Annotated in this window: 12 protein-coding genes, 1 tRNA gene and 1 CRISPR repeat array; of the genes, 5 read left to right on the top strand and 8 right to left on the bottom strand. The window is 63.5% G+C overall.

Features of this window, described 5'->3' with window-relative positions; translation table 11 throughout:
• Positions 1-164: 164 nt before the first annotated feature.
• The 4 genes from CKO40_RS02400 to CKO40_RS02385 form a co-directional block, all read right to left on the bottom strand.
• Entirely contained in the window at positions 165-620 is a 456-nt protein-coding gene (locus CKO40_RS02400) for a DoxX family protein (RefSeq protein WP_200344402.1), read from the bottom strand.
• A gap of 390 nt (positions 621-1,010) precedes the next feature.
• Positions 1,011-1,538, bottom strand: coding sequence for a peptidylprolyl isomerase (locus CKO40_RS02395; protein WP_420827351.1), 528 nt, complete (start codon positions 1,536-1,538; stop codon positions 1,011-1,013).
• A 327-nt stretch (positions 1,539-1,865) separates the two neighbouring features.
• Positions 1,866-2,921, bottom strand: coding sequence for a PilT/PilU family type 4a pilus ATPase (locus tag CKO40_RS02390; protein WP_200344398.1), 1,056 nt, complete (start codon positions 2,919-2,921; stop codon positions 1,866-1,868).
• A gap of 7 nt (positions 2,922-2,928) precedes the next feature.
• The gene (locus CKO40_RS02385) at positions 2,929-4,113 is read right to left on the bottom strand and encodes a PilT/PilU family type 4a pilus ATPase (protein ID WP_200344396.1); all 1,185 of its coding nucleotides are present in this window, start codon (positions 4,111-4,113) and stop codon (positions 2,929-2,931) included.
• A gap of 176 nt (positions 4,114-4,289) precedes the next feature.
• Here CKO40_RS02385 and CKO40_RS02380 point away from each other — a divergent pair, with 176 nt between their 5' ends.
• Positions 4,290-4,640 (top strand): PilZ domain-containing protein, encoded by a 351-nt coding sequence (locus CKO40_RS02380; RefSeq protein WP_200344394.1) that lies wholly within the window; start codon positions 4,290-4,292, stop codon positions 4,638-4,640.
• Between the two features lie 166 nt (positions 4,641-4,806).
• On the opposite strand, the gene CKO40_RS02375 is transcribed toward CKO40_RS02380, so the two are convergent.
• From CKO40_RS02375 to CKO40_RS02365, 3 genes are all read right to left on the bottom strand, one after another.
• A complete protein-coding gene (locus CKO40_RS02375; protein ID WP_200344392.1) occupies positions 4,807-6,189 on the bottom strand; it encodes a TRAP transporter large permease in 1,383 nt (460 codons plus the stop codon).
• Positions 6,182-6,766 (bottom strand): TRAP transporter small permease subunit, encoded by a 585-nt coding sequence (locus tag CKO40_RS02370; RefSeq protein WP_200344390.1) that lies wholly within the window; start codon positions 6,764-6,766, stop codon positions 6,182-6,184. Before CKO40_RS02370 ends, CKO40_RS02375 begins: the two co-directional genes overlap by 8 nt.
• Before the next feature lie 82 nt (positions 6,767-6,848).
• Positions 6,849-7,193 carry a DUF2782 domain-containing protein gene (locus CKO40_RS02365; RefSeq protein WP_200344388.1) on the bottom strand — a complete coding sequence of 115 codons (345 nt, stop codon included), beginning with the start codon at positions 7,191-7,193 and terminating at the stop codon, positions 6,849-6,851.
• Positions 7,194-7,553: 360 nt separating this feature from the next.
• Here CKO40_RS02365 and CKO40_RS02360 point away from each other — a divergent pair, with 360 nt between their 5' ends.
• The 4 genes from CKO40_RS02360 to clcA all read left to right on the top strand — a co-directional run bounded on the left by CKO40_RS02360 (position 7,554) and on the right by clcA (position 12,390).
• Entirely contained in the window at positions 7,554-9,563 is a 2,010-nt protein-coding gene (locus CKO40_RS02360; RefSeq protein WP_200344386.1) for a UvrD-helicase domain-containing protein, read from the top strand.
• A gap of 148 nt (positions 9,564-9,711) precedes the next feature.
• Positions 9,712-9,788, top strand: a tRNA-Arg gene (locus tag CKO40_RS02355).
• Between the two features lie 37 nt (positions 9,789-9,825).
• Entirely contained in the window at positions 9,826-10,302 is a 477-nt protein-coding gene (locus tag CKO40_RS02350) for a tellurite resistance TerB family protein (RefSeq protein WP_200344384.1), read from the top strand.
• 123 nt (positions 10,303-10,425) lie between these two features.
• Positions 10,426-12,390: a H(+)/Cl(-) exchange transporter ClcA gene (gene clcA, locus CKO40_RS02345; protein ID WP_200344382.1), complete on the top strand. Its 1,965-nt coding sequence runs from the start codon at positions 10,426-10,428 to the stop codon at positions 12,388-12,390.
• A 5-nt stretch (positions 12,391-12,395) separates the two neighbouring features.
• On the opposite strand, the gene CKO40_RS02340 is transcribed toward clcA, so the two are convergent.
• Positions 12,396-13,616, bottom strand: a complete 1,221-nt coding sequence (locus tag CKO40_RS02340; RefSeq protein ID WP_200344380.1) for a Fic family protein — start codon at positions 13,614-13,616, stop codon at positions 12,396-12,398.
• 355 nt (positions 13,617-13,971) lie between these two features.
• Positions 13,972-16,720: direct repeats of the CRISPR family, unit length 36 nt; unit sequence GTCTTAATCCCCTTCAGATCGGGTCTCAGTTCGGAC.
• Positions 16,721-17,528: the final 808 nt, after the last annotated feature.

Raw genomic sequence — 17,528 nt, 5'->3', positions numbered from 1 at the left:
TGACCGGCGGCGCGACGAAGAAGGCGAGCGAAAAGACCAGCAAGGCGGTATGAGCTTTGACAGAAATCGCCTTATGTCAGCAACAGCGCGGGGCCTGCGTACTCACGCAGGCCCTGGGGTCGGCGGTCAGGAGGGCCGGCGAGACCGGCCGCTCTCCTCGAGGATCAACGCGAGCGGCGAGCTGAGGCGTTGCCGGTCAGTGCGAACCAGAGACCGATTGCCAGCAGCAGGACCTGGAACTCCATCCCGCCCATCGGGTGGCTGTCGCTCGGGACAAAGCTCCATTGACCCCAATGGACCATCGCGATCGCACCCACCAGCACTGGGACGCTGGCCAGGCCGGCGAGGCGGGTCACCAGGCCGTTGCGCAGCACGCCGCCGATCAGGACCCCCAAGCCGGTACCGAGCTCGGCCAGTGCGACAAGCCAGGCAACGAACAGCGGCAGCTCCATCATGCCGGCGAACGCAGCCATGTCGGCGAACTTGCCGACTGCGTGGAACAGGAAGACGCTTGCGAACGGCAGACGGATCAGCCAGTGAGCATGCGCGCTGAGATCGAGCGCCTGAGCACGCTCGGCCAGTGGCTGTTGATGCGAAACGTTGAGGGTTGCAGTGCTCATGATGAGGGTCTCCAGCAGTGGCCGCGATATCTCGCGGCGAGTGTTTCGGGTTCACTGCTGGAGACCGGCGTACGGCACCGGATCTTTCGGCGCAGGCCTTCGTTGATGGTCTTCTCCACTGCGGCGCATATTGCGATGCGCGCTGACTGCTGGACAGGATGAGCCCGTTGTCATCGAACGGCTCGGGCGTGTCTTGTCCGGCGACCCGATGAAATGGCTATACTCATCGCAGATCAGTTTTCGGCGTTTCGAGCCCGCTCCGGGTCGGGCAGCGGCCCTCCGCTACGCCCTGCCGTCGACTGACGTGGTTTGGGTATATATCCGGTTCCCCGGGTCGCTATCCGCCCGGCGACGCGATCGCCGCAGGGCCCGAAGCCGGCTCGCGCGGCCTCAGAGCACGCGGCAATCGCTCATCACGACCTCGGTCTTGGTCTGGCCACGGCGTGAGCCCTGCGCCTCCATCGCCTCGACCACGTCCATCCCCGAGGTCACCTTGCCGAAGACGACATGGCGGCCGTCGAGCCAGGGCGTCGGTGCGAGCGTGATGAAGAACTGCGAGCCATTGGTGTCCGGTCCGGCGTTGGCCATCGACAGTAGGCCCGCCTCGTCGTGCTTGAGCTCGAAGTTCTCGTCGTCGAACTGACCGCCGTAGATCGACTTGCCACCGGTGCCATTGCCGTTGGTGAAGTCGCCGCCCTGGATCATGAAGCCGGGGATGATCCGATGGAACGGGCTGCCGGCGTAACGCATCTCCTCGCCCTCTTCACCGCTGCAGAGCACACGGAAATTCTCGGCGGTCTTGGGCACCACATCGGCGAACAGCTCGGCCTCGATCGTGCCGGCCGGCTCGCCGCCGATACGCACATCCATCGCCACCTTGGGGTTCTCTGCGAGGGCAGCGGCGCTGCTGAACGCCATGAGTGCGCCGAGCACGGCGTTCAAATGCAGCACGGGGACATTGAATCGGAGCATGACAAAGATCCTCATTATTGATGGTTGTAGACCGCGACCGGACCGCCCCGCTAGAACATCGCTGTCGCGATCGACGGGAGGCCCGTCAGCGCAACCTGTCTGGCGATCAATCGGGACAGGTATGCCAACTGGTCAGGCCGAACGAGTCAATCTGCAAAGCGCTGGATCGACGGGATTTGGCTGCGGTTAGACACGAAACCAATGCCGACGCATCAGACGGCGCGGACCGCGAGATCGTCGAATCGAGCCAGACCTCAGTGGCCGCAGCAGCGATCAACCGAAGTTGATCTGCGCCTCGAGATTCGCCGCCGAATCCGCGTGCACGAGACACTCCTCGAGGCTGATGCGGCCTTCCCGGTAGAGCGCGAGCAAGGCGTCGTCGAAGGTGATCATGCCGCCCTCGCTGCTGTCGGCCATCGCCTCTTTGATCTCGTCGGCCCGGCCTTCTCGGACGAGATCCGCGATGTGCGGGGTGTTGACCAGGATCTCGACCACCGCGGCCCGCTTGTCTTCGACCGTGCGCACCAGACGCTGCGCGATGATCGCACGCAGGTTCAGCGACAGGTCCATGAAGAGGGTCTTGTGCATCGCCTGCGGAAACAGATTGATGATCCGCTCCATAGCCTGATGGGCGTTGTTCGCGTGCAGCGTCGAGATCGCGAGATGGCCGGTACCGGAGAGCTCGATCGCCGCCTCCATCGTCTCACGGTCGCGGATCTCGCCGATCAGGATCACATCCGGCGCCTCCCTGAGCGAACTCTTGAGCGCCGCAGCATAGGAGAGGGTGTCATCGCCGAGCTCGCGCTGGTTGACGATACAGCCCTTGTGCGGATGCAGGTATTCGACCGGGTCCTCGATGGTCAGGATATGACCCTGACTGTTGAGGTTGCGGTGCTCGATCATCGCCGCGAGCGTGGTCGACTTGCCCGAGCCAGTCGCCCCGACCATCAGCACGATACCACGCCGGTGCATCACGATCTCCTTGAGCACCGGCGGCAGCTGCAGGGCATCGATGCTTGGGATCTCGGTCGAGAGATAGCGAATCACCATGCCGAGCGAGCCGCGCTGATGGAAGGCGTTGATGCGGAAGCGACCGCAACCGGCGAGGCCGATACCGAGGTCGATCTCGCGCTTGGCATCGAGCTCCGCGATCTGTGCCTCGGTCAACAGCGAATGCACGGCCTCACGGCACAGTGCCGGGGTGTAGTGGGTCTCGCCGATGCGATGGAACTTGCCGTCGATCTTGATCTGAACCGGCGAGCCGGCGCTGACGAAGAGGTCGGACGCCTTCTTCGCCACCATCATCTCGAGATAAGGGCGGAAATCCATACAGCGCTCAGCGGGAGCCGGGGTCGTCGGGGAACGCGGAGCTCGGAAGCTCGTTGTCGTCGAGGAGCGCAAGCCCGTCCTCATCGCCCAACGCGCCCGTCCCGGAACCGCGCTTGCTCTCGAGCTTGATGCGCAGGCGCAGCTCGTTCATCGAGTCGGCGCTGCGCAGCGCGTCCTCATAGCTGATCTGGCCATCCTCGTAGAGGTCGAACAAGGCCATATCGAAGGTCTGCATCCCAAGCTCCTTCGAGCGCTGCATCACCGCCTTGATCTCACTGACCCTGCCTTTGAAGACCAGGTCTTGGATGAGCGGAGAATTGATCATGACCTCGATCGCCGCGACCCGCCCACCGCCGATCTTCGGCAACAACCGCTGCGAGATGATCGCCCGCAGATTCAGTGAGAGGTCCATCAGCAATTGCGCGCGACGCTCCTCTGGGAACAGGTTGATGATCCTGTCCAGGGCCTGGTTGGTGCTGTTGGCGTGGAGGGTCGACAGGCACAGGTGGCCGGTCTCGGAGAAATTGATTGCGTGTTCCATCGTCTCGCGCGTCCGAATCTCACCGATCAGGATCACATCCGGCGCCTGCCGCAGGGTGTTGACCAGCGCATTGTCCCAGGATTCGGTGTCGAGGCCGACCTCGCGCTGGGTGACCAGACAGTTCTGATGATCATGGACGAACTCGACCGGGTCCTCGATCGTGATGATATGACCATAGCTCTCGCGGTTGCGGTGGCCGAGCATCGCCGCCAACGAGGTCGACTTGCCCGAGCCGGTGCCGCCGACGACCAGGACCAGACCCCGTTTGGCCATCACCAGCTCCGCGAGCACCGCCGGCAGCCCGAGCTGCTCGACAGTCGGGATCTCGGTCGGGATGGTCCGCAACACCAGCCCTGAGCGCCCTTGCTGCACGAAGGCGTTGACCCGGAAACGGCCGATGCCGGGCGGGCTGATCGCGAAGTTGCATTCCTTGCTCGCGTCGAACTGGCGCACCTGCTGATCGTTCATGATCGAGCGTGCCAAGATCGAGGTCTGCTCGGGCTTCAGCGCCTGCTGGCTGAGCGGCGTCAGCTTGCCATCGAACTTGCAGGCGGGCGGAAAACCGGCCGAGATGAACAGATCCGAGCCATTGCGAGCCAGCATCGTCCGGAGACAATCGAGCACGAACTTGGCGGCTTGTTGACGATCCATGCGAGCCCTCAGCAATCAAGCGGAATCATTGCAGTATCACGGCGCGAGGCAGCGGGGACAACAGGGATGTCCGTGGTAACGGTCACAGAGCAGTCATCGAAGCTGAACTCGACGGTAAAGTTGAGCAGCTAAGATCACGTGCCAACGATAGAAATCTTCAAGCAGGAGAACACAGGATGACTGGGGAACGACGCTACGGGGCGCGACATCAGCTCGACCTGCCGGTCTACATCCGCTACCACAAGCGTCCCTTCCTGGGCGCGACGGCATGCAACCTCTCGATCGGTGGGATGTTCCTATCCGTGCAGGCCTTGACACTGCCGAATGGGACACCGATCGAGCTCGAGCTGCGTTGCGCCGGCAAACGCTGGCTGCTGCCAGCCATCGTGACCTATGGCGACAACAGCGGCATCGGCGTCATGTTTCAGGAACCGCAGCCCGCTCTCTTCAACGAACTGCTCGAGCACCGAAACACCGAGCTGCCTCCACCCCTCACCGGCGCTCTCGGCGACCCACTCCGAATCTAGGCGGTTCGATCACACCCAACCGCTTCGTGCCTGTCCGCAGATGACTTCCCGATTCCGAGGCCACCGATCGCGGCAACGACGGGAAGCAAACGACGGACAAGTGCTCGCCCACCCAAGCTGCTGATCTCGATGGCGATGAGTCGCCGTCGCGACCCATTGTCCATTTTTATCGATAGATCGCGCCCGGCAGCCATGTCGCCAACGCCGGGAAGAGCGATAGCGCCGCGAGCATCAACAGCTGAATCAGGATGAACGGGGCAACGCCCTTGTAGATCTGCGCCGTGCGCACCTCTGCCGGAGCAACCCCGCGGAGATAGAACAACGAGAACCCGAATGGTGGCGTCAGGAACGACGTCTGCAGGTTGATCGCGATCATCACGCCGAGCCAGACCGGATCGAGCCCCATCGCCAACAGCACCGGGCCGACGATGGGCACGACCACGAAGGTGATCTCGATGAAGTCCAGGATGAACCCGAGCAGGAACATCACCAGCATCACCAGGGCGACCGCACCAACGGTGCCGCCTGGCAGGCTACTGAGGAAGTCGGTCACCATCTCATCGCCGCCGAAACCGCGGAACACCAGCGAGAAGATCGCCGCGCCGATGAAGATCAGGAAGACCATACTGGTGACAATGGTGGTCTGACGCACCACCCCCTGCAGCGTCTTCCAATTCAGCTGCCGGTGCGAGGCCGCGAGCAGCAGCGCCCCGACCGCACCCACCGAGGCGGCCTCGGTCGGCGTCGCGACCCCGTACAGGATCGAGCCCAGCACTGCGACGATCAGCGCCAGCGGCGGCAGCAAGACCTGGATCACGCGCAGCCAGAAGCGCGCATCGTGCTGGGGACGCTCGGCGGCGGGGATCGCCGGCACGGCGGCCGGCCGAAACACGGCCACGCCGACCATATAGCTGATATAGCCAGCCACCAGCAGCAGGCCCGGGATCAGCGCGCCGATGAACAGATCACCGACCGAGACCGTCTCCGGCGAGAAGATGCCCATGTCGAGCTGCGCCTGCTGATAGGCCGCCGACAGCACATCACCCAACAAGACGAGCACGATCGACGGTGGAATGATCTGACCCAGGGTGCCCGATGCGCAGATGGTGCCAGCAGCGACACTCGGATCGTAATTCCGCTTGAGCATCGTCGGCAGCGACAGCAGCCCCATCGTGACCACGGTCGCGCCAACGATGCCGGTACTGGCGGCAAGCAGCATCCCAACCACGGTCACCGAGATCCCGAGCCCGCCTCGCAACGGCCCGAACAGCAGCGCCATGGTCTCGAGCAGGTTCTCGGCGACGCGCGAGCGCTCGAGCATCACGCCCATGAATACGAACAGTGGCACCGCGATCAGGGTCTCGTTGGTCATCACCCCGTAGACCCGATTCGGCAGCGCCTCGATGAAGGCGTGATCGAAATAGCCGAGCGCCTCGCCGAGCAGCGCGAACAGCAGCGCGGTGCCGCCCAGCGAGAGTGCCACCGGATAGCCGAGCAGCAGGACCGCGCCGACCGCGAGCACCAGGAGCACCGGCATCAGCTCAGCCATCGGCGTCGGTCTCCAGCCGGGCACCAGGCTCAGGCAGCGCCGCCTCGACGCCGGCCAGGAACAGGCCGTTGCGCAGCACCCAGATCAGCCCCTGCACCAGCAGCAGCAACGGCATCAGCAGGATCAGCGTCTTCAGCGCCCAGACCCCGGGAATGCCCCCGGCCTCCCGCGAGCCCTCGAGCACGGCCCAGGATTCGGCGACATAATCCCAAGACGCGACCAGCAGGAAGACCGAGACCGGAAACAGCAGCAGCAGCGTGCCAAGCAGATCGACCCAAGCGCGGCCTCGGCGCGAGAAGCGCTGATAGAGGATATCCACGCGCACATGGCCATTCTGCTGGAGCGTAAATGCAGCGCCGAGCATGAACAGCATCGCGTGCATGTAGGTGACCGACTCCTGCAACGCGATCGAGCCGGAATCGAACGCATAGCGCAGCACCACGACCACGAAGGTCACCAGCACCATCGCCAACGCAAGCCAGGACACCAAGAGGCCAACCGTCCGGTTGACCGACTCCAGCCGCTCGGCCACTGGGAGCAAACGGCGCGAGAACCGCATCCCCTGTTCCTCGTTCATCACCTCAAGCCCAACGCGGCCTGAACGGGGCCGGCTGCACCTTCCGCCGCGCGTTCAACGGTTGCGTCCCGGTTCAACACTGCTACCAGCTGAACAGCAACCATTGCGGCACCGAGAGCTCAGGCGCCTCCTGCTCTTGGACGTCGAGAACGCCATCCCCGTTGGTATCGACCATGTAGTAGGGAGGCCCCGCGATCGGCTCGACCTTGACCATGTAGACTTGCCCCTTCACCCGATATTCGTAGATCACCTCCTCATCGGTCTCGATGATGGTGACCTCAGGCGCGCTGACGCTGTCGCCCTCATAGGGACCGGGCAGCGAGGGCACCTCCGGTGCGGACAGGAAGCCAGCATCCGCTTGAGCGAACGTGACACCAGGCAGCAGTGACAACAGCGAGACCAAGAGGCCGAGACGGATGGATGTCATTGAGGATGCAAACGCTGGCATAGAAGACCTTGGCCTCGAGGCCGAGACGGGGTGACACTGAGAACCCCGGCTCGAACGACCTTCCAGACGGGGTAAAGCACGCGCTCTGTTGCTCGACCAACACAGACCGGCCAGCTGCGCGTGCGGATTCGCGGTTTAACTATGGTAACTCGGCACCAACGCGCGCGTCTGCGCCTGATGATCCGGCTCCAATCCCGGCCTTCCCGATCCCTGACTTCCCATTCGATGCCCCACCGGTCGACGACCTCCCAATCCCCGACCTCCCGCTTCATGGCCTGCTGATCTCCAACTGCGAGCTGAGAGGATGTCATCAACAACCAGCTGCACGACGCCGCCTCGATGAAAGGCCTCAATCCAAGCCAGGTCGAGGCCGTGCGTCATACCCAGGGTCCGTTGCTCGTGATCGCCTGCGCCGGCTCCGGCAAGACCCGGGTGATCACCCACAAGATCGCGTATCTGATCCGCGAGCGCGGGCATCACGCCCGCAGCATCGTTGCGCTGACCTTTACCAACAAGGCCGCACGCGAGATGAAGGCCCGCGTTGGCCGCCTGGTCAAGGGCCGGACTGGCCATGGCCTGCGCGTCTCGACCTTCCATACCTTCGGCCTCGACCTGCTCCGGCGTGAGGCCGCGCACACCGGGCTGCGCTCGGGCTTCTCGCTGGTCGACCCGCAAGACGGCGAGCAGATCCTGAAGGAGCACCTTGGGGAAGCCGGGCTGGACGGCGCCACCAGCGCCTCGGCGGCACTTGCGCGCATCTCGCATTGGAAGAATGGGCTGATCGACCCGGCCCGGGCCGAGGGCGCAGCCGATGATGAATTCGAGGCCGGGCTCGCGCGCCTGTATCAGCGCTACGAGCGCACACTGGCGGCCTACAATGCGGTGGACTTCGACGACCTGATCCTGCGTCCGGTGCGGCTGCTGCGCGAGACACCGGCGGTGCGTGAGCGCTGGCAGGGCCGCATCCGCCATCTGCTGGTCGACGAGTACCAGGACACCAACAACGCCCAGTACGAGCTGGTCAAGCTGCTGGTCGGCCCGGACGGCGTCTTCACCGTGGTCGGCGACGACGACCAATCGATCTATGCCTGGCGCGGGGCGCGCCCGGAGAATCTGGCGCGGCTCAAGGACGACTACCCGCTGCTCAAGGTCATCATGTTGGAGCAGAACTACCGCTCATCCGGGCGCATCCTGGATCTGGCAAACGGGCTGATCGCGAACAACCCCCATCTGTTCGAGAAGCGGCTGTGGAGCGCGCTCGGGCCGGGCGACCGCCCGCGGGTGCTGCGCTGCCGCGACGAGACCCACGAGGCCGAGCGCGTCGCCAGCGAGATCCTGCATGGCCGCCAGACCAAGGGACGCGCGTTCGGGGACTTCGCGATCCTCTACCGCGGCAACCACCAGGCGCGACCGTTCGAGAAGGCGCTGCGGGCGCTCAACATCCCCTATTTCCTCTCCGGCGGCACCGCGTTCTTCGCCCGCACCGAGGTCAAGGACGTGATGGCCTATCTGCGCCTGCTCGCGAACCCCGCTGACGACGCCGCCTTCCTGAGAGTCATCAATGTGCCGCGGCGCGAGATCGGCCCGGCCACGCTGGAGCGCCTGGCCACCGTTGCCCAGCAGCGCGAGACCTCGCTGTTCAACGCCTGCGATGATCTGGCGCTGGCCGAGCACCTGAATGAACGCCAGCGCCGGCGCCTGGTCGAGCTCACGAGCTGGCTGGAGCAGCATCGCCGTCAGGCCGAGCACAGGCCGGTCGCCGCGGTGCGGACGCTGATCGACCAGCTCGACTATACCGGCTGGCTCAAGGACACCAGCTCCAGCCTGCGCGTCGCCGAGCGGCGCATCGAGCATGTCGACGAGCTGTTGGGCTGGCTCGATGCGCTCAACAAGGGCGCGCTGCAGGAGGGCACGCTGCCGGAGATGGTCGCGCACCTGTCACTGATGGATGTGCTCGAGCGCCAGGATGAGGAGGAAGGCGGCGACCGGGTCTCACTGATGACCCTGCACGCGGCCAAGGGTCTGGAGTTCCCGGAGGTCTTCCTGGTCGGGATGGAAGAGGAGCTGCTCCCGCACCGCAGCAGCATCGAGGACGATACCATCGAGGAGGAGCGCCGCCTCGCCTATGTCGGGATTACCCGCGCCCGCAACCGGCTCAACTTCACGCTCGCGCGTCAGCGCCGGCGCTACGGCGAGCAGGTGACCTGCACACCGAGCCGCTTCCTCGACGAGCTCCCGGCCGATGCGCTCGACCAGGTTGACCAGCGTCCACCCGACGCCGCCGAGCAGCGCGAGCGCGGCAAGGCGCACCTGGCGGCGCTGAAGGAGATGCTGGCGCGCGCCGACTAACCAGTCGGCTCGCCGACCCCCTCTTGGAACAAGCGCCCGCCATGGACGACAGCGACGATTCGAGCTATCCTTCTGCGTCTGATGCCGTTCAAGGCACGCCATCTCTTGGCAAGCCACCGATATCGAAGGCATCACAGCCCCTCGACACGCGCCTGTAGCTCAGCTGGATAGAGTACCGCCCTCCGAAGGCGGGGGTCGCAGGTTCGAATCCTGCCAGGCGCGCCATCTTCGTCGAAGCCTCCCGGGCACCAGCGGATATCAGATGATCGATCGAATCCGACGCTTCTTTGACGAACACGTGCTGGCGCCGCGGCCGGATGGCAGCGTCGACGAGGATCACGCGATGCGCTGCGCCGCGGCAGCGCTGATACTCGAGATGACCCACATGGAAGAGGACCCCAGCGAGCGCGGACGCGGACCAGGCCGCGACCTTGCTGCCCAGCTCGTGCGGGAGCGTTTCGAGCTGCCGGCCGATGAGGCACAGACACTGCTCGAGTGCGCCGAGGCCGAACGGCGAGAGGCCACCGACTACTTCCAGTTCACACGGCTGATCAACGAGCGCTTCGCCCCGGAGCAGAAGATCGCATTGATCGAATCCTTGTGGCGCGTCGCGTACGCCGATGACCGGTTGACGACGATGGAGGAATACCTGGTCCGCAAGGTCGCCGAGCTGCTCTATGTCCCGCACGCCGCGTTCATCAACGCCAAGCATCGAGTCGAGGCCGAGCGACCGCGCTAATCGAATGATGAAGCCTGCGGGCCCGCGCGTCAGCCCCGTCGACCAAGCGACCGGCACTCGGTACCCGTTATGGTGACAGGTGCGAAGCCTCCGCGCCCTCGGCATCGTTGAGCTCGGCGCGCGATGCGCCTCGCGATGAAGCCCCCGAAGCCCCTCTGGCAACTCTACACCGCGGCAACCCTGGTCGGGGCGTTCGCCGGACTGATCGGGGCGGGGTTCCATGCATTGCTCGAGCAGAGCACCGCCGGCCGAGCCCTGCTCCATAGCTTCCTCGAGCCATGGCCCCTACCGGGCTGGTTGGTCGTGATGGCAGCCGGCGCGCTCGTGCTGGTCACCGCGCTCTGGCTGGTGCGCCGCTTCGCACCCGAGACGGCCGGCAGCGGCGTGCAGGAGGTCGAGGCCATCCTCGCCGGTGAACGCGCATTGCGCTGGCGGCGGGTGCTGCCGATCAAGTTCATCGCCGGCACGCTCGCGGTCGGCTCGGGCCTCGTGCTCGGGCGCGAGGGGCCGACCATCCATATGGGCGCCGCGCTCGGGCAGATGGCGAGCGAGCGGCCGGGACTGCGCCCCAGGGATCAGCGGGCGCTGATCGCGGCCGGCGCCGCCGCCGGCCTCGCAACGGCATTCAATGCGCCGCTCGCAGCGATCGTGTTCGTCACCGAGGAGCTGCGCGAGCACTTCGAGTATCGCTTCGCGACCATCCAGTCGGTCATCCTCGCCTGCTGTGCGTCGGTCGTCGTCAGCGGCTGGCTGCTCGGGCAGGGTCCCGACATGCCGATGCCCGACCTCGGGCAGGCGCCGCTGCAGACGGCACCGCTGTTCCTGATCCTGGGCCTGCTGATCGGCGCCCTGGGCGTGCTGTTCAATCGGCTGGTCTTGGGCTCGGTCAGCACCTTCCGCGCACTCGGCACCCGGCGGGCCTACGTCACGACCGCGCTGAGCGGCATGATCCTGGGCGCCCTGCTCTGGTTCGCACCGGCGACTGTGGGCGGCGGCGAGCACTTAGTCGAATCGCTTCTGCACGGCCATCCTGGGCTGCTGTTCCTGCTGGGGCTGCTCGCGGTGCGGCTGCTGACCACGATTGGGAGCTACGGGCTCGGCCTTCCTGGCGGGATCTTCGCACCGATGCTCGCGCTCGGAACCCTCTGCGGCGCGGCCTTCGCGTTGGTGGTCGAAAACCTGGCACCGGCGTTAGCGCTGGAGCCGGCCGTATTCGCGGTGGCAGCGATGGGCGCGCTATTCGCAGCAACGGTCCGAGCCCCGCTCACCGGGATCATCCTGGTGATCGAGCTGACCGACGCCCAGGCGCTTGCACTGCCGATCATCCTGACCTGCCTTGCCGCCACCTTCACCGCCGAGGGCTTAGGCGGGCGCCCGATCTATAGCGCCCTGCTTGGCCTCAGCGGACAGGGACCACCCCGTAAGCCCGTGCGGCGCATCGCGGTCGGCGCTGCGGTCCTCGCTGGATTCATCGGCATCGAGCAGCTCGATGTCCGCTGGCCGGGAACGGGAGTGGCTCCGGTTCGGCCTATCGCCGAGGAGACCGCCAGGCTGTCCTCGCACAGCAGGCCTCGCCCCCAGATCGCCAAACCCCTCGACCCTTTACCACCGCTCGCGCCAACACCTCCGACGGTCGCCACCAGCATGGAGAGGGTTCTTGCCGAGCAGCAACCTACAGCGCCCGGAGCAAGAAGGCTCGCACTGAGGAAACCTCAAACAACGGACGACCAAGACCAGACGACAGCAGCCGGATCGAGCCCCGGGATCGATCACGGCCCTGGTGCGGCAGCCACCAGGCCAGGGGATGCTCAACCTCGCTACAGCATCCAGCTGATCAGCTTTCGCGACCAGCAGAGTCTCGTGCGCTTCGCGGAGCAGCAAGGACTCATCGGAAAAGCGCAAACGCTCACCAAGGCCTCTCCGAGTCAGCGCTGGCATGCCGTGTTGATCGGCAGCTATGCATCGCGTGAAGCCGCCGCCGATGCGCTTCAGCAGTTACCGGAGCGCTTGCGCAGGCTCGATCCGATGATCCGCGCCCTGGGGCCTGACGTTGAGCTGACACCGATCGCAGCGCAGACAGTTCGATAACCCCATCAATCGAGGAAGCGCTCCTGCACCGCCGCCGCGCGCAGTTGGCGCAGCCGCAGCCCGGCGGCATCGACCGGGTTCAGGCGCAGATAGCCCTGTGTCACCAGCCGGCGGTAGCAGCGGTTCACCACCGCCAGGGCCGCATAGCGCGAGCGCGCACTGAGCCGCCCGCCCCAGGGCTTCCACTCGTGATCATGGCGCGGCTTTGCCTCACCGTACCACTGCGGCCAGCGCTCCGGGGCCTGCAGCAGATCATCGAACAGGGTGATGTCCGCGCCGGTTGCTTCAGAAAGCGCCTTGCCGCGCTCTAGACCGAGCCAGAGCAGGAAGCGCTCGATCTCGCGCTGGTAGGCGGCCAGCGTGTTCGGGTTGTCCTTCTGGCGCGCGAGCCAGCGGCTGACCGCCTCCAGATCCGAACGGCAGTCGGCCAGATGGCCCTTGTAGGTGTCGACCTGGCGCGCGAGTCCCCGCGCTACGGACCAGAGACCACCGGTCGCCAGCCTCTCGACGAAGAGCGCATGCGAGAGCAGACGGGCGACCCGCCCGTTGCCATCGAGAAATGGATGTATCCAGAGCAGTCGATGGTGGGCGGCGGCGGCGGCCAATAAGCACTCCATCGTGCCAAGGCGTGCATAGTGCTCGGCGTAGGCACTGAGCAGGCGCGCGATGGCGCCGGGGCTGGGCGGTGTAGGCCGGCCCACACGGACATCGCGCGTGCGCAGGGCGCCGGGAATGACACGCTCGCGCGCCTCCGTATCCGGATGCGTGATCCACAGCAGGCGCTCCGGCAATTGGGCTGCGAAGCGTTCGTGAATGGCGCAAAGGGTCTCCCGGCTGAACAGGCGCCCCTGCAAGCCACCGCCATCGATCCAGGCCTGCACGGCAATATGGGCGCGCGCCTCGAGCTGGAGATCGCGCTGCTCGGCCACGGCGCTGAAGTCCTCGCGCAGTGACCGCTCGATGTCGATCGGATGGGTCGCGTGCCCTTCGATCAGGTTGCTGTAGTAGCAGTTCATCGCCCGCACGAGCTCGGCGAGGGCCGAGGCAATGCCTTGCGGCAGGCTATGCTGGAACCCGGACGAGCGGGCGACGAGCGCGACGACCTGATCGCTGAGCGCCTCACGCTCGGGTACCGTTTGCCCGATCGTCAGCGGCATCATCGCGGCCGCGCTCTCGCCTCGATCAACGAGACTGACCGCTTGATTGGCCGGATGCGTCTCTTGCATATGACCAATTCTATCAGAGCGTTGTCAGCTTAGCGGGCCGATACAAGGCCGGTTTGATGGCCGCTTACGGGCGACGACCGAGACCCGAGCTGCCGTCGGCCCAGTGGCCGCCCGCAGCAGCCATCAGCCAGCCGGCGCCGCCGGCCGGGATCGCTGGCAGGGCGCCGGGGTGCGGGGATGCCTCGGCGGAATCGGCGATGCACCAGGGCAGCCAGGCGGTGGCGGTCGGGGCGGGCAGGTTCGGGTTGGTGATGGGCGGCGCCGCTCGCTCGGGCCATCACAGCATCTGCACCGTACGGGCCGCGCATAGGCGCACGAAGCGCTGGCCCGGAAGCGAATCGCTAGAGTTTTTTGAGTCTTAATCCCCTTCAGATCGGGTCTCAGTTCGGACACGGGACGCGCAGAACGACCCGCTTGCACCGCCGTCTTAATCCCCTTCAGATCGGGTCTCAGTTCGGACAGAATAGCGGTTAATAGATTAAGGGAATGGTCACGGTCTTAATCCCCTTCAGATCGGGTCTCAGTTCGGACACTTGGGATGAAGACCAACGTATCGATTGTTTCGGTCTTAATCCCCTTCAGATCGGGTCTCAGTTCGGACCGCGGGATTGATGAACTCGTGCGAGAGATCGCGTCTTAATCCCCTTCAGATCGGGTCTCAGTTCGGACGCCATGCCCGCATCAAGGTGCGCCTGTCCGGCGCTGTCTTAATCCCCTTCAGATCGGGTCTCAGTTCGGACAAGACCAAGCGGGAAGCGCGCGAGATCGCACACGTCTTAATCCCCTTCAGATCGGGTCTCAGTTCGGACAACTCAGAGCCGAATGCGCAAAAGACCTAGAGCGGTCTTAATCCCCTTCAGATCGGGTCTCAGTTCGGACGACCCGCGTCATCGGCGGCACCGATCAGATGGGTCTTAATCCCCTTCAGATCGGGTCTCAGTTCGGACAACTCGGCCGCACTGACCGAGTTCTCCAAAAGTCTTAATCCCCTTCAGATCGGGTCTCAGTTCGGACACGACCCGCGCGTCAATTATTACGGAATTGCGTGGTCTTAATCCCCTTCAGATCGGGTCTCAGTTCGGACAAATGAAAAGCGTCAAGCTCTCGCGCGAGCACTGGTCTTAATCCCCTTCAGATCGGGTCTCAGTTCGGACGTGCGCTCGCAACCAAACTAGACGGTGCCTTGTCGGTCTTAATCCCCTTCAGATCGGGTCTCAGTTCGGACAGCGCTCCGTGTAACAAACTGGGCTGCAACCGTGTCTTAATCCCCTTCAGATCGGCTCTCAGTTCGGACATTGGTACTGCTCAACGTCGCGCTGTTACGCGGGCGTCTTAATCCCCTTCAGATCGGGTCTCAGTTCGGACGCGAGCTGATGGACAAGCTCGCCGAGCGCGTGATCGTCTTAATCCCCTTCAGATCGGGTCTCAGTTCGGACCGCTAATGGCGCGGTCAACGGGAAGGTCACGTCTAGGTCTTAATCCCCTTCAGATCGGGTCTCAGTTCGGACGCCGCATTCTTCGGCAAATGGGACGGGACTCTTGTCTTAATCCCCTTCAGATCGGGTCTCAGTTCGGACATCACACCGATGACCAGGGTTTTCCCTGGTGGGGTCTTAATCCCCTTCAGATCGGGTCTCAGTTCGGACTAGCCGCCGAGCTTACCTCGATCTTTAACAACTTGTCTTAATCCCCTTCAGATCGGGTCTCAGTTCGGACAAGGACGCCAAGCAAGCGTCGGGCGATCGGCGTCTTAATCCCCTTCAGATCGGGTCTCAGTTCGGACTATCCTTTTCGTTACTTTGTAACAAAAATAATAGTCTTAATCCCCTTCAGATCGGGTCTCAGTTCGGACCGTGCAGGCGCCAGCCCCATGTTACAAAAAAGGTCTTAATCCCCTTCAGATCGGGTCTCAGTTCGGACACACTGTTCAGCCATCTTGCTACCGACACAGCCGTCTTAATCCCCTTCAGATCGGGTCTCAGTTCGGACATGAAGCTGCGAAAGCAACATACGTTGCGGGAAAGGTCTTAATCCCCTTCAGATCGGGTCTCAGTTCGGACGTCGGTTCCTGACTGTGACGTTCCGTAAGAATGAGTCTTAATCCCCTTCAGATCGGGTCTCAGTTCGGACACAAACGCTTACAGGGTCTCGATGATCCGCGATGGTCTTAATCCCCTTCAGATCGGGTCTCAGTTCGGACGTTCGAGGGTCCGTGTGTTCAAAGTGTTATGCGTGTCTTAATCCCCTTCAGATCGGGTCTCAGTTCGGACGGCGAGCGTCCGATGGGTCCATCCCTTGGGTGAGTCTTAATCCCCTTCAGATCGGGTCTCAGTTCGGACCAATACAGCCGACCACTGGGTCGAACTGTATTGTCTTAATCCCCTTCAGATCGGGTCTCAGTTCGGACGTATGAGGGACAACAAGGCCCGACCAATCTGGAGTCTTAATCCCCTTCAGATCGGGTCTCAGTTCGGACGGCTCGGCAGTGTTGACCGAGCGGGACTTAGTGGTCTTAATCCCCTTCAGATCGGGTCTCAGTTCGGACCGATCACGGAGTTCTACAGCCAATGGCGAGCGTCCGTCTTAATCCCCTTCAGATCGGGTCTCAGTTCGGACAAAATCATCATCGGACCTACTACTGTTCTGGACGTCTTAATCCCCTTCAGATCGGGTCTCAGTTCGGACGGGAAACAAGTGGCAAGCAGACGTAACCGTCAAGTCTTAATCCCCTTCAGATCGGGTCTCAGTTCGGACAAAAACCATGAACATCAACCTAGCCAGCATCCAGAAGTCTTAATCCCCTTCAGATCGGGTCTCAGTTCGGACATGCCAGGCAAGGCGTATGCACTCCCAACTGCAGAGTCTTAATCCCCTTCAGATCGGGTCTCAGTTCGGACTGCAACCCCATGACACACTTGTTTTAATGATCAGTCTTAATCCCCTTCAGATCGGGTCTCAGTTCGGACCCTCGCTTGGTTAAGCGTGTAGTGCGCGAGCCGGTCTTAATCCCCTTCAGATCGGGTCTCAGTTCGGACCATCGGGGCAGGGAAGCCTTGACACTCACACGTGTCTTAATCCCCTTCAGATCGGGTCTCAGTTCGGACCGCTGGACGCTGCAAAGCCTTTATTTTCTTGCGCCAGGCAAAGCCTGGAAGAGGGGGATGATCGCGAAATGATTTGAGTGATCGGAAACCTCTTATTGTGACCCGCCGGGTGAAAGTCCCGAACCGGAAAGGACTGGCCATCCACCGGAACCGAGTGTTGCGTGGTGTGGGGGCGACCCCACCTGCGAAGCGTACACAGGGGGCAACTAGGCCGTGTGATTGAGCCTCGAAAGAGTGAATGTGGAGCCGACGTTGTGGAAAAGGCGGAAGGCAACAGTGAGCGGATTGACAGTGGCCGGATGCGCGCACTCCACCGGGGTCTGAGAGCAGGGCATGGTTGCAAGGGTCACCCAGGAACCTGGGAGGGCTCAGTCGTTCCTTGTCAGCGACGCGGTGCGGGCGCCGCGTAAGAAGCCGCCCAGGCTGGCCGGACGCGGTCCAATCGGCCAGAGCGAAGTGGACCAAAGGCAAGGTAGTGCCAAGCGAAGGCAACGAAGTGCGGCACGATGGCGGCTGAGCAATCGGAGCCAGCGGATAGTACCGATGACGGCGGGGAACTCGCCCCAGAGGACCCGTCTGAGGGAAGCGGCTGGTCGGTTGAGACACCTTCTGGAGGGATGATGGCGTGAACATTGGGTCACCTGCTCATCTGAACAGTACGACAGAAGATCGCGGCATAGGGCTTTTGTCCGATGGGTGTGCAACGATTGTTGTGTAGCGACTGCTCAACTGAGGAGCCGGATGCGGGAATTCCGCACGTCCGGATCTGTGGGAACCACGGGTGAGCAATCACCCGTGGTCACCCGGC

It is taken from the genome of Halochromatium glycolicum (assembly GCF_016584085.1).
GTDB classification, from domain to species: domain Bacteria; phylum Pseudomonadota; class Gammaproteobacteria; order Chromatiales; family Chromatiaceae; genus Lamprobacter; species Lamprobacter glycolicus.
This window is presented reverse-complemented; position numbering and strand designations above follow the sequence as displayed.

What these genes read in the sequence shown, in the direction of transcription:
- CKO40_RS02365 (WP_200344388.1), bottom strand. Translation starts at nt 7,193, where the DNA reads ATGACATCCATCCGTCTCGGCCTCTTGGTCTCGCTGTTGTCACTGCTG.
- CKO40_RS02340 (WP_200344380.1), bottom strand. Translation starts at nt 13,616, where the DNA reads ATGCAAGAGACGCATCCGGCCAATCAAGCGGTCAGTCTCGTTGATCGA.
- clcA (WP_200344382.1), top strand. Translation starts at nt 10,426, where the DNA reads ATGCGCCTCGCGATGAAGCCCCCGAAGCCCCTCTGGCAACTCTACACC.
- CKO40_RS02395 (WP_420827351.1), bottom strand. Translation starts at nt 1,538, where the DNA reads ATGGCGTTCAGCAGCGCCGCTGCCCTCGCAGAGAACCCCAAGGTGGCG.
- CKO40_RS02350 (WP_200344384.1), top strand. Translation starts at nt 9,826, where the DNA reads ATGATCGATCGAATCCGACGCTTCTTTGACGAACACGTGCTGGCGCCG.
- CKO40_RS02390 (WP_200344398.1), bottom strand. Translation starts at nt 2,921, where the DNA reads ATGGATTTCCGCCCTTATCTCGAGATGATGGTGGCGAAGAAGGCGTCC.
- CKO40_RS02370 (WP_200344390.1), bottom strand. Translation starts at nt 6,766, where the DNA reads ATGAACGAGGAACAGGGGATGCGGTTCTCGCGCCGTTTGCTCCCAGTG.
- CKO40_RS02375 (WP_200344392.1), bottom strand. Translation starts at nt 6,189, where the DNA reads ATGGCTGAGCTGATGCCGGTGCTCCTGGTGCTCGCGGTCGGCGCGGTC.
- CKO40_RS02380 (WP_200344394.1), top strand. Translation starts at nt 4,290, where the DNA reads ATGACTGGGGAACGACGCTACGGGGCGCGACATCAGCTCGACCTGCCG.
- CKO40_RS02385 (WP_200344396.1), bottom strand. Translation starts at nt 4,113, where the DNA reads ATGGATCGTCAACAAGCCGCCAAGTTCGTGCTCGATTGTCTCCGGACG.
- CKO40_RS02400 (WP_200344402.1), bottom strand. Translation starts at nt 620, where the DNA reads ATGAGCACTGCAACCCTCAACGTTTCGCATCAACAGCCACTGGCCGAG.
- CKO40_RS02360 (WP_200344386.1), top strand. Translation starts at nt 7,554, where the DNA reads ATGAAAGGCCTCAATCCAAGCCAGGTCGAGGCCGTGCGTCATACCCAG.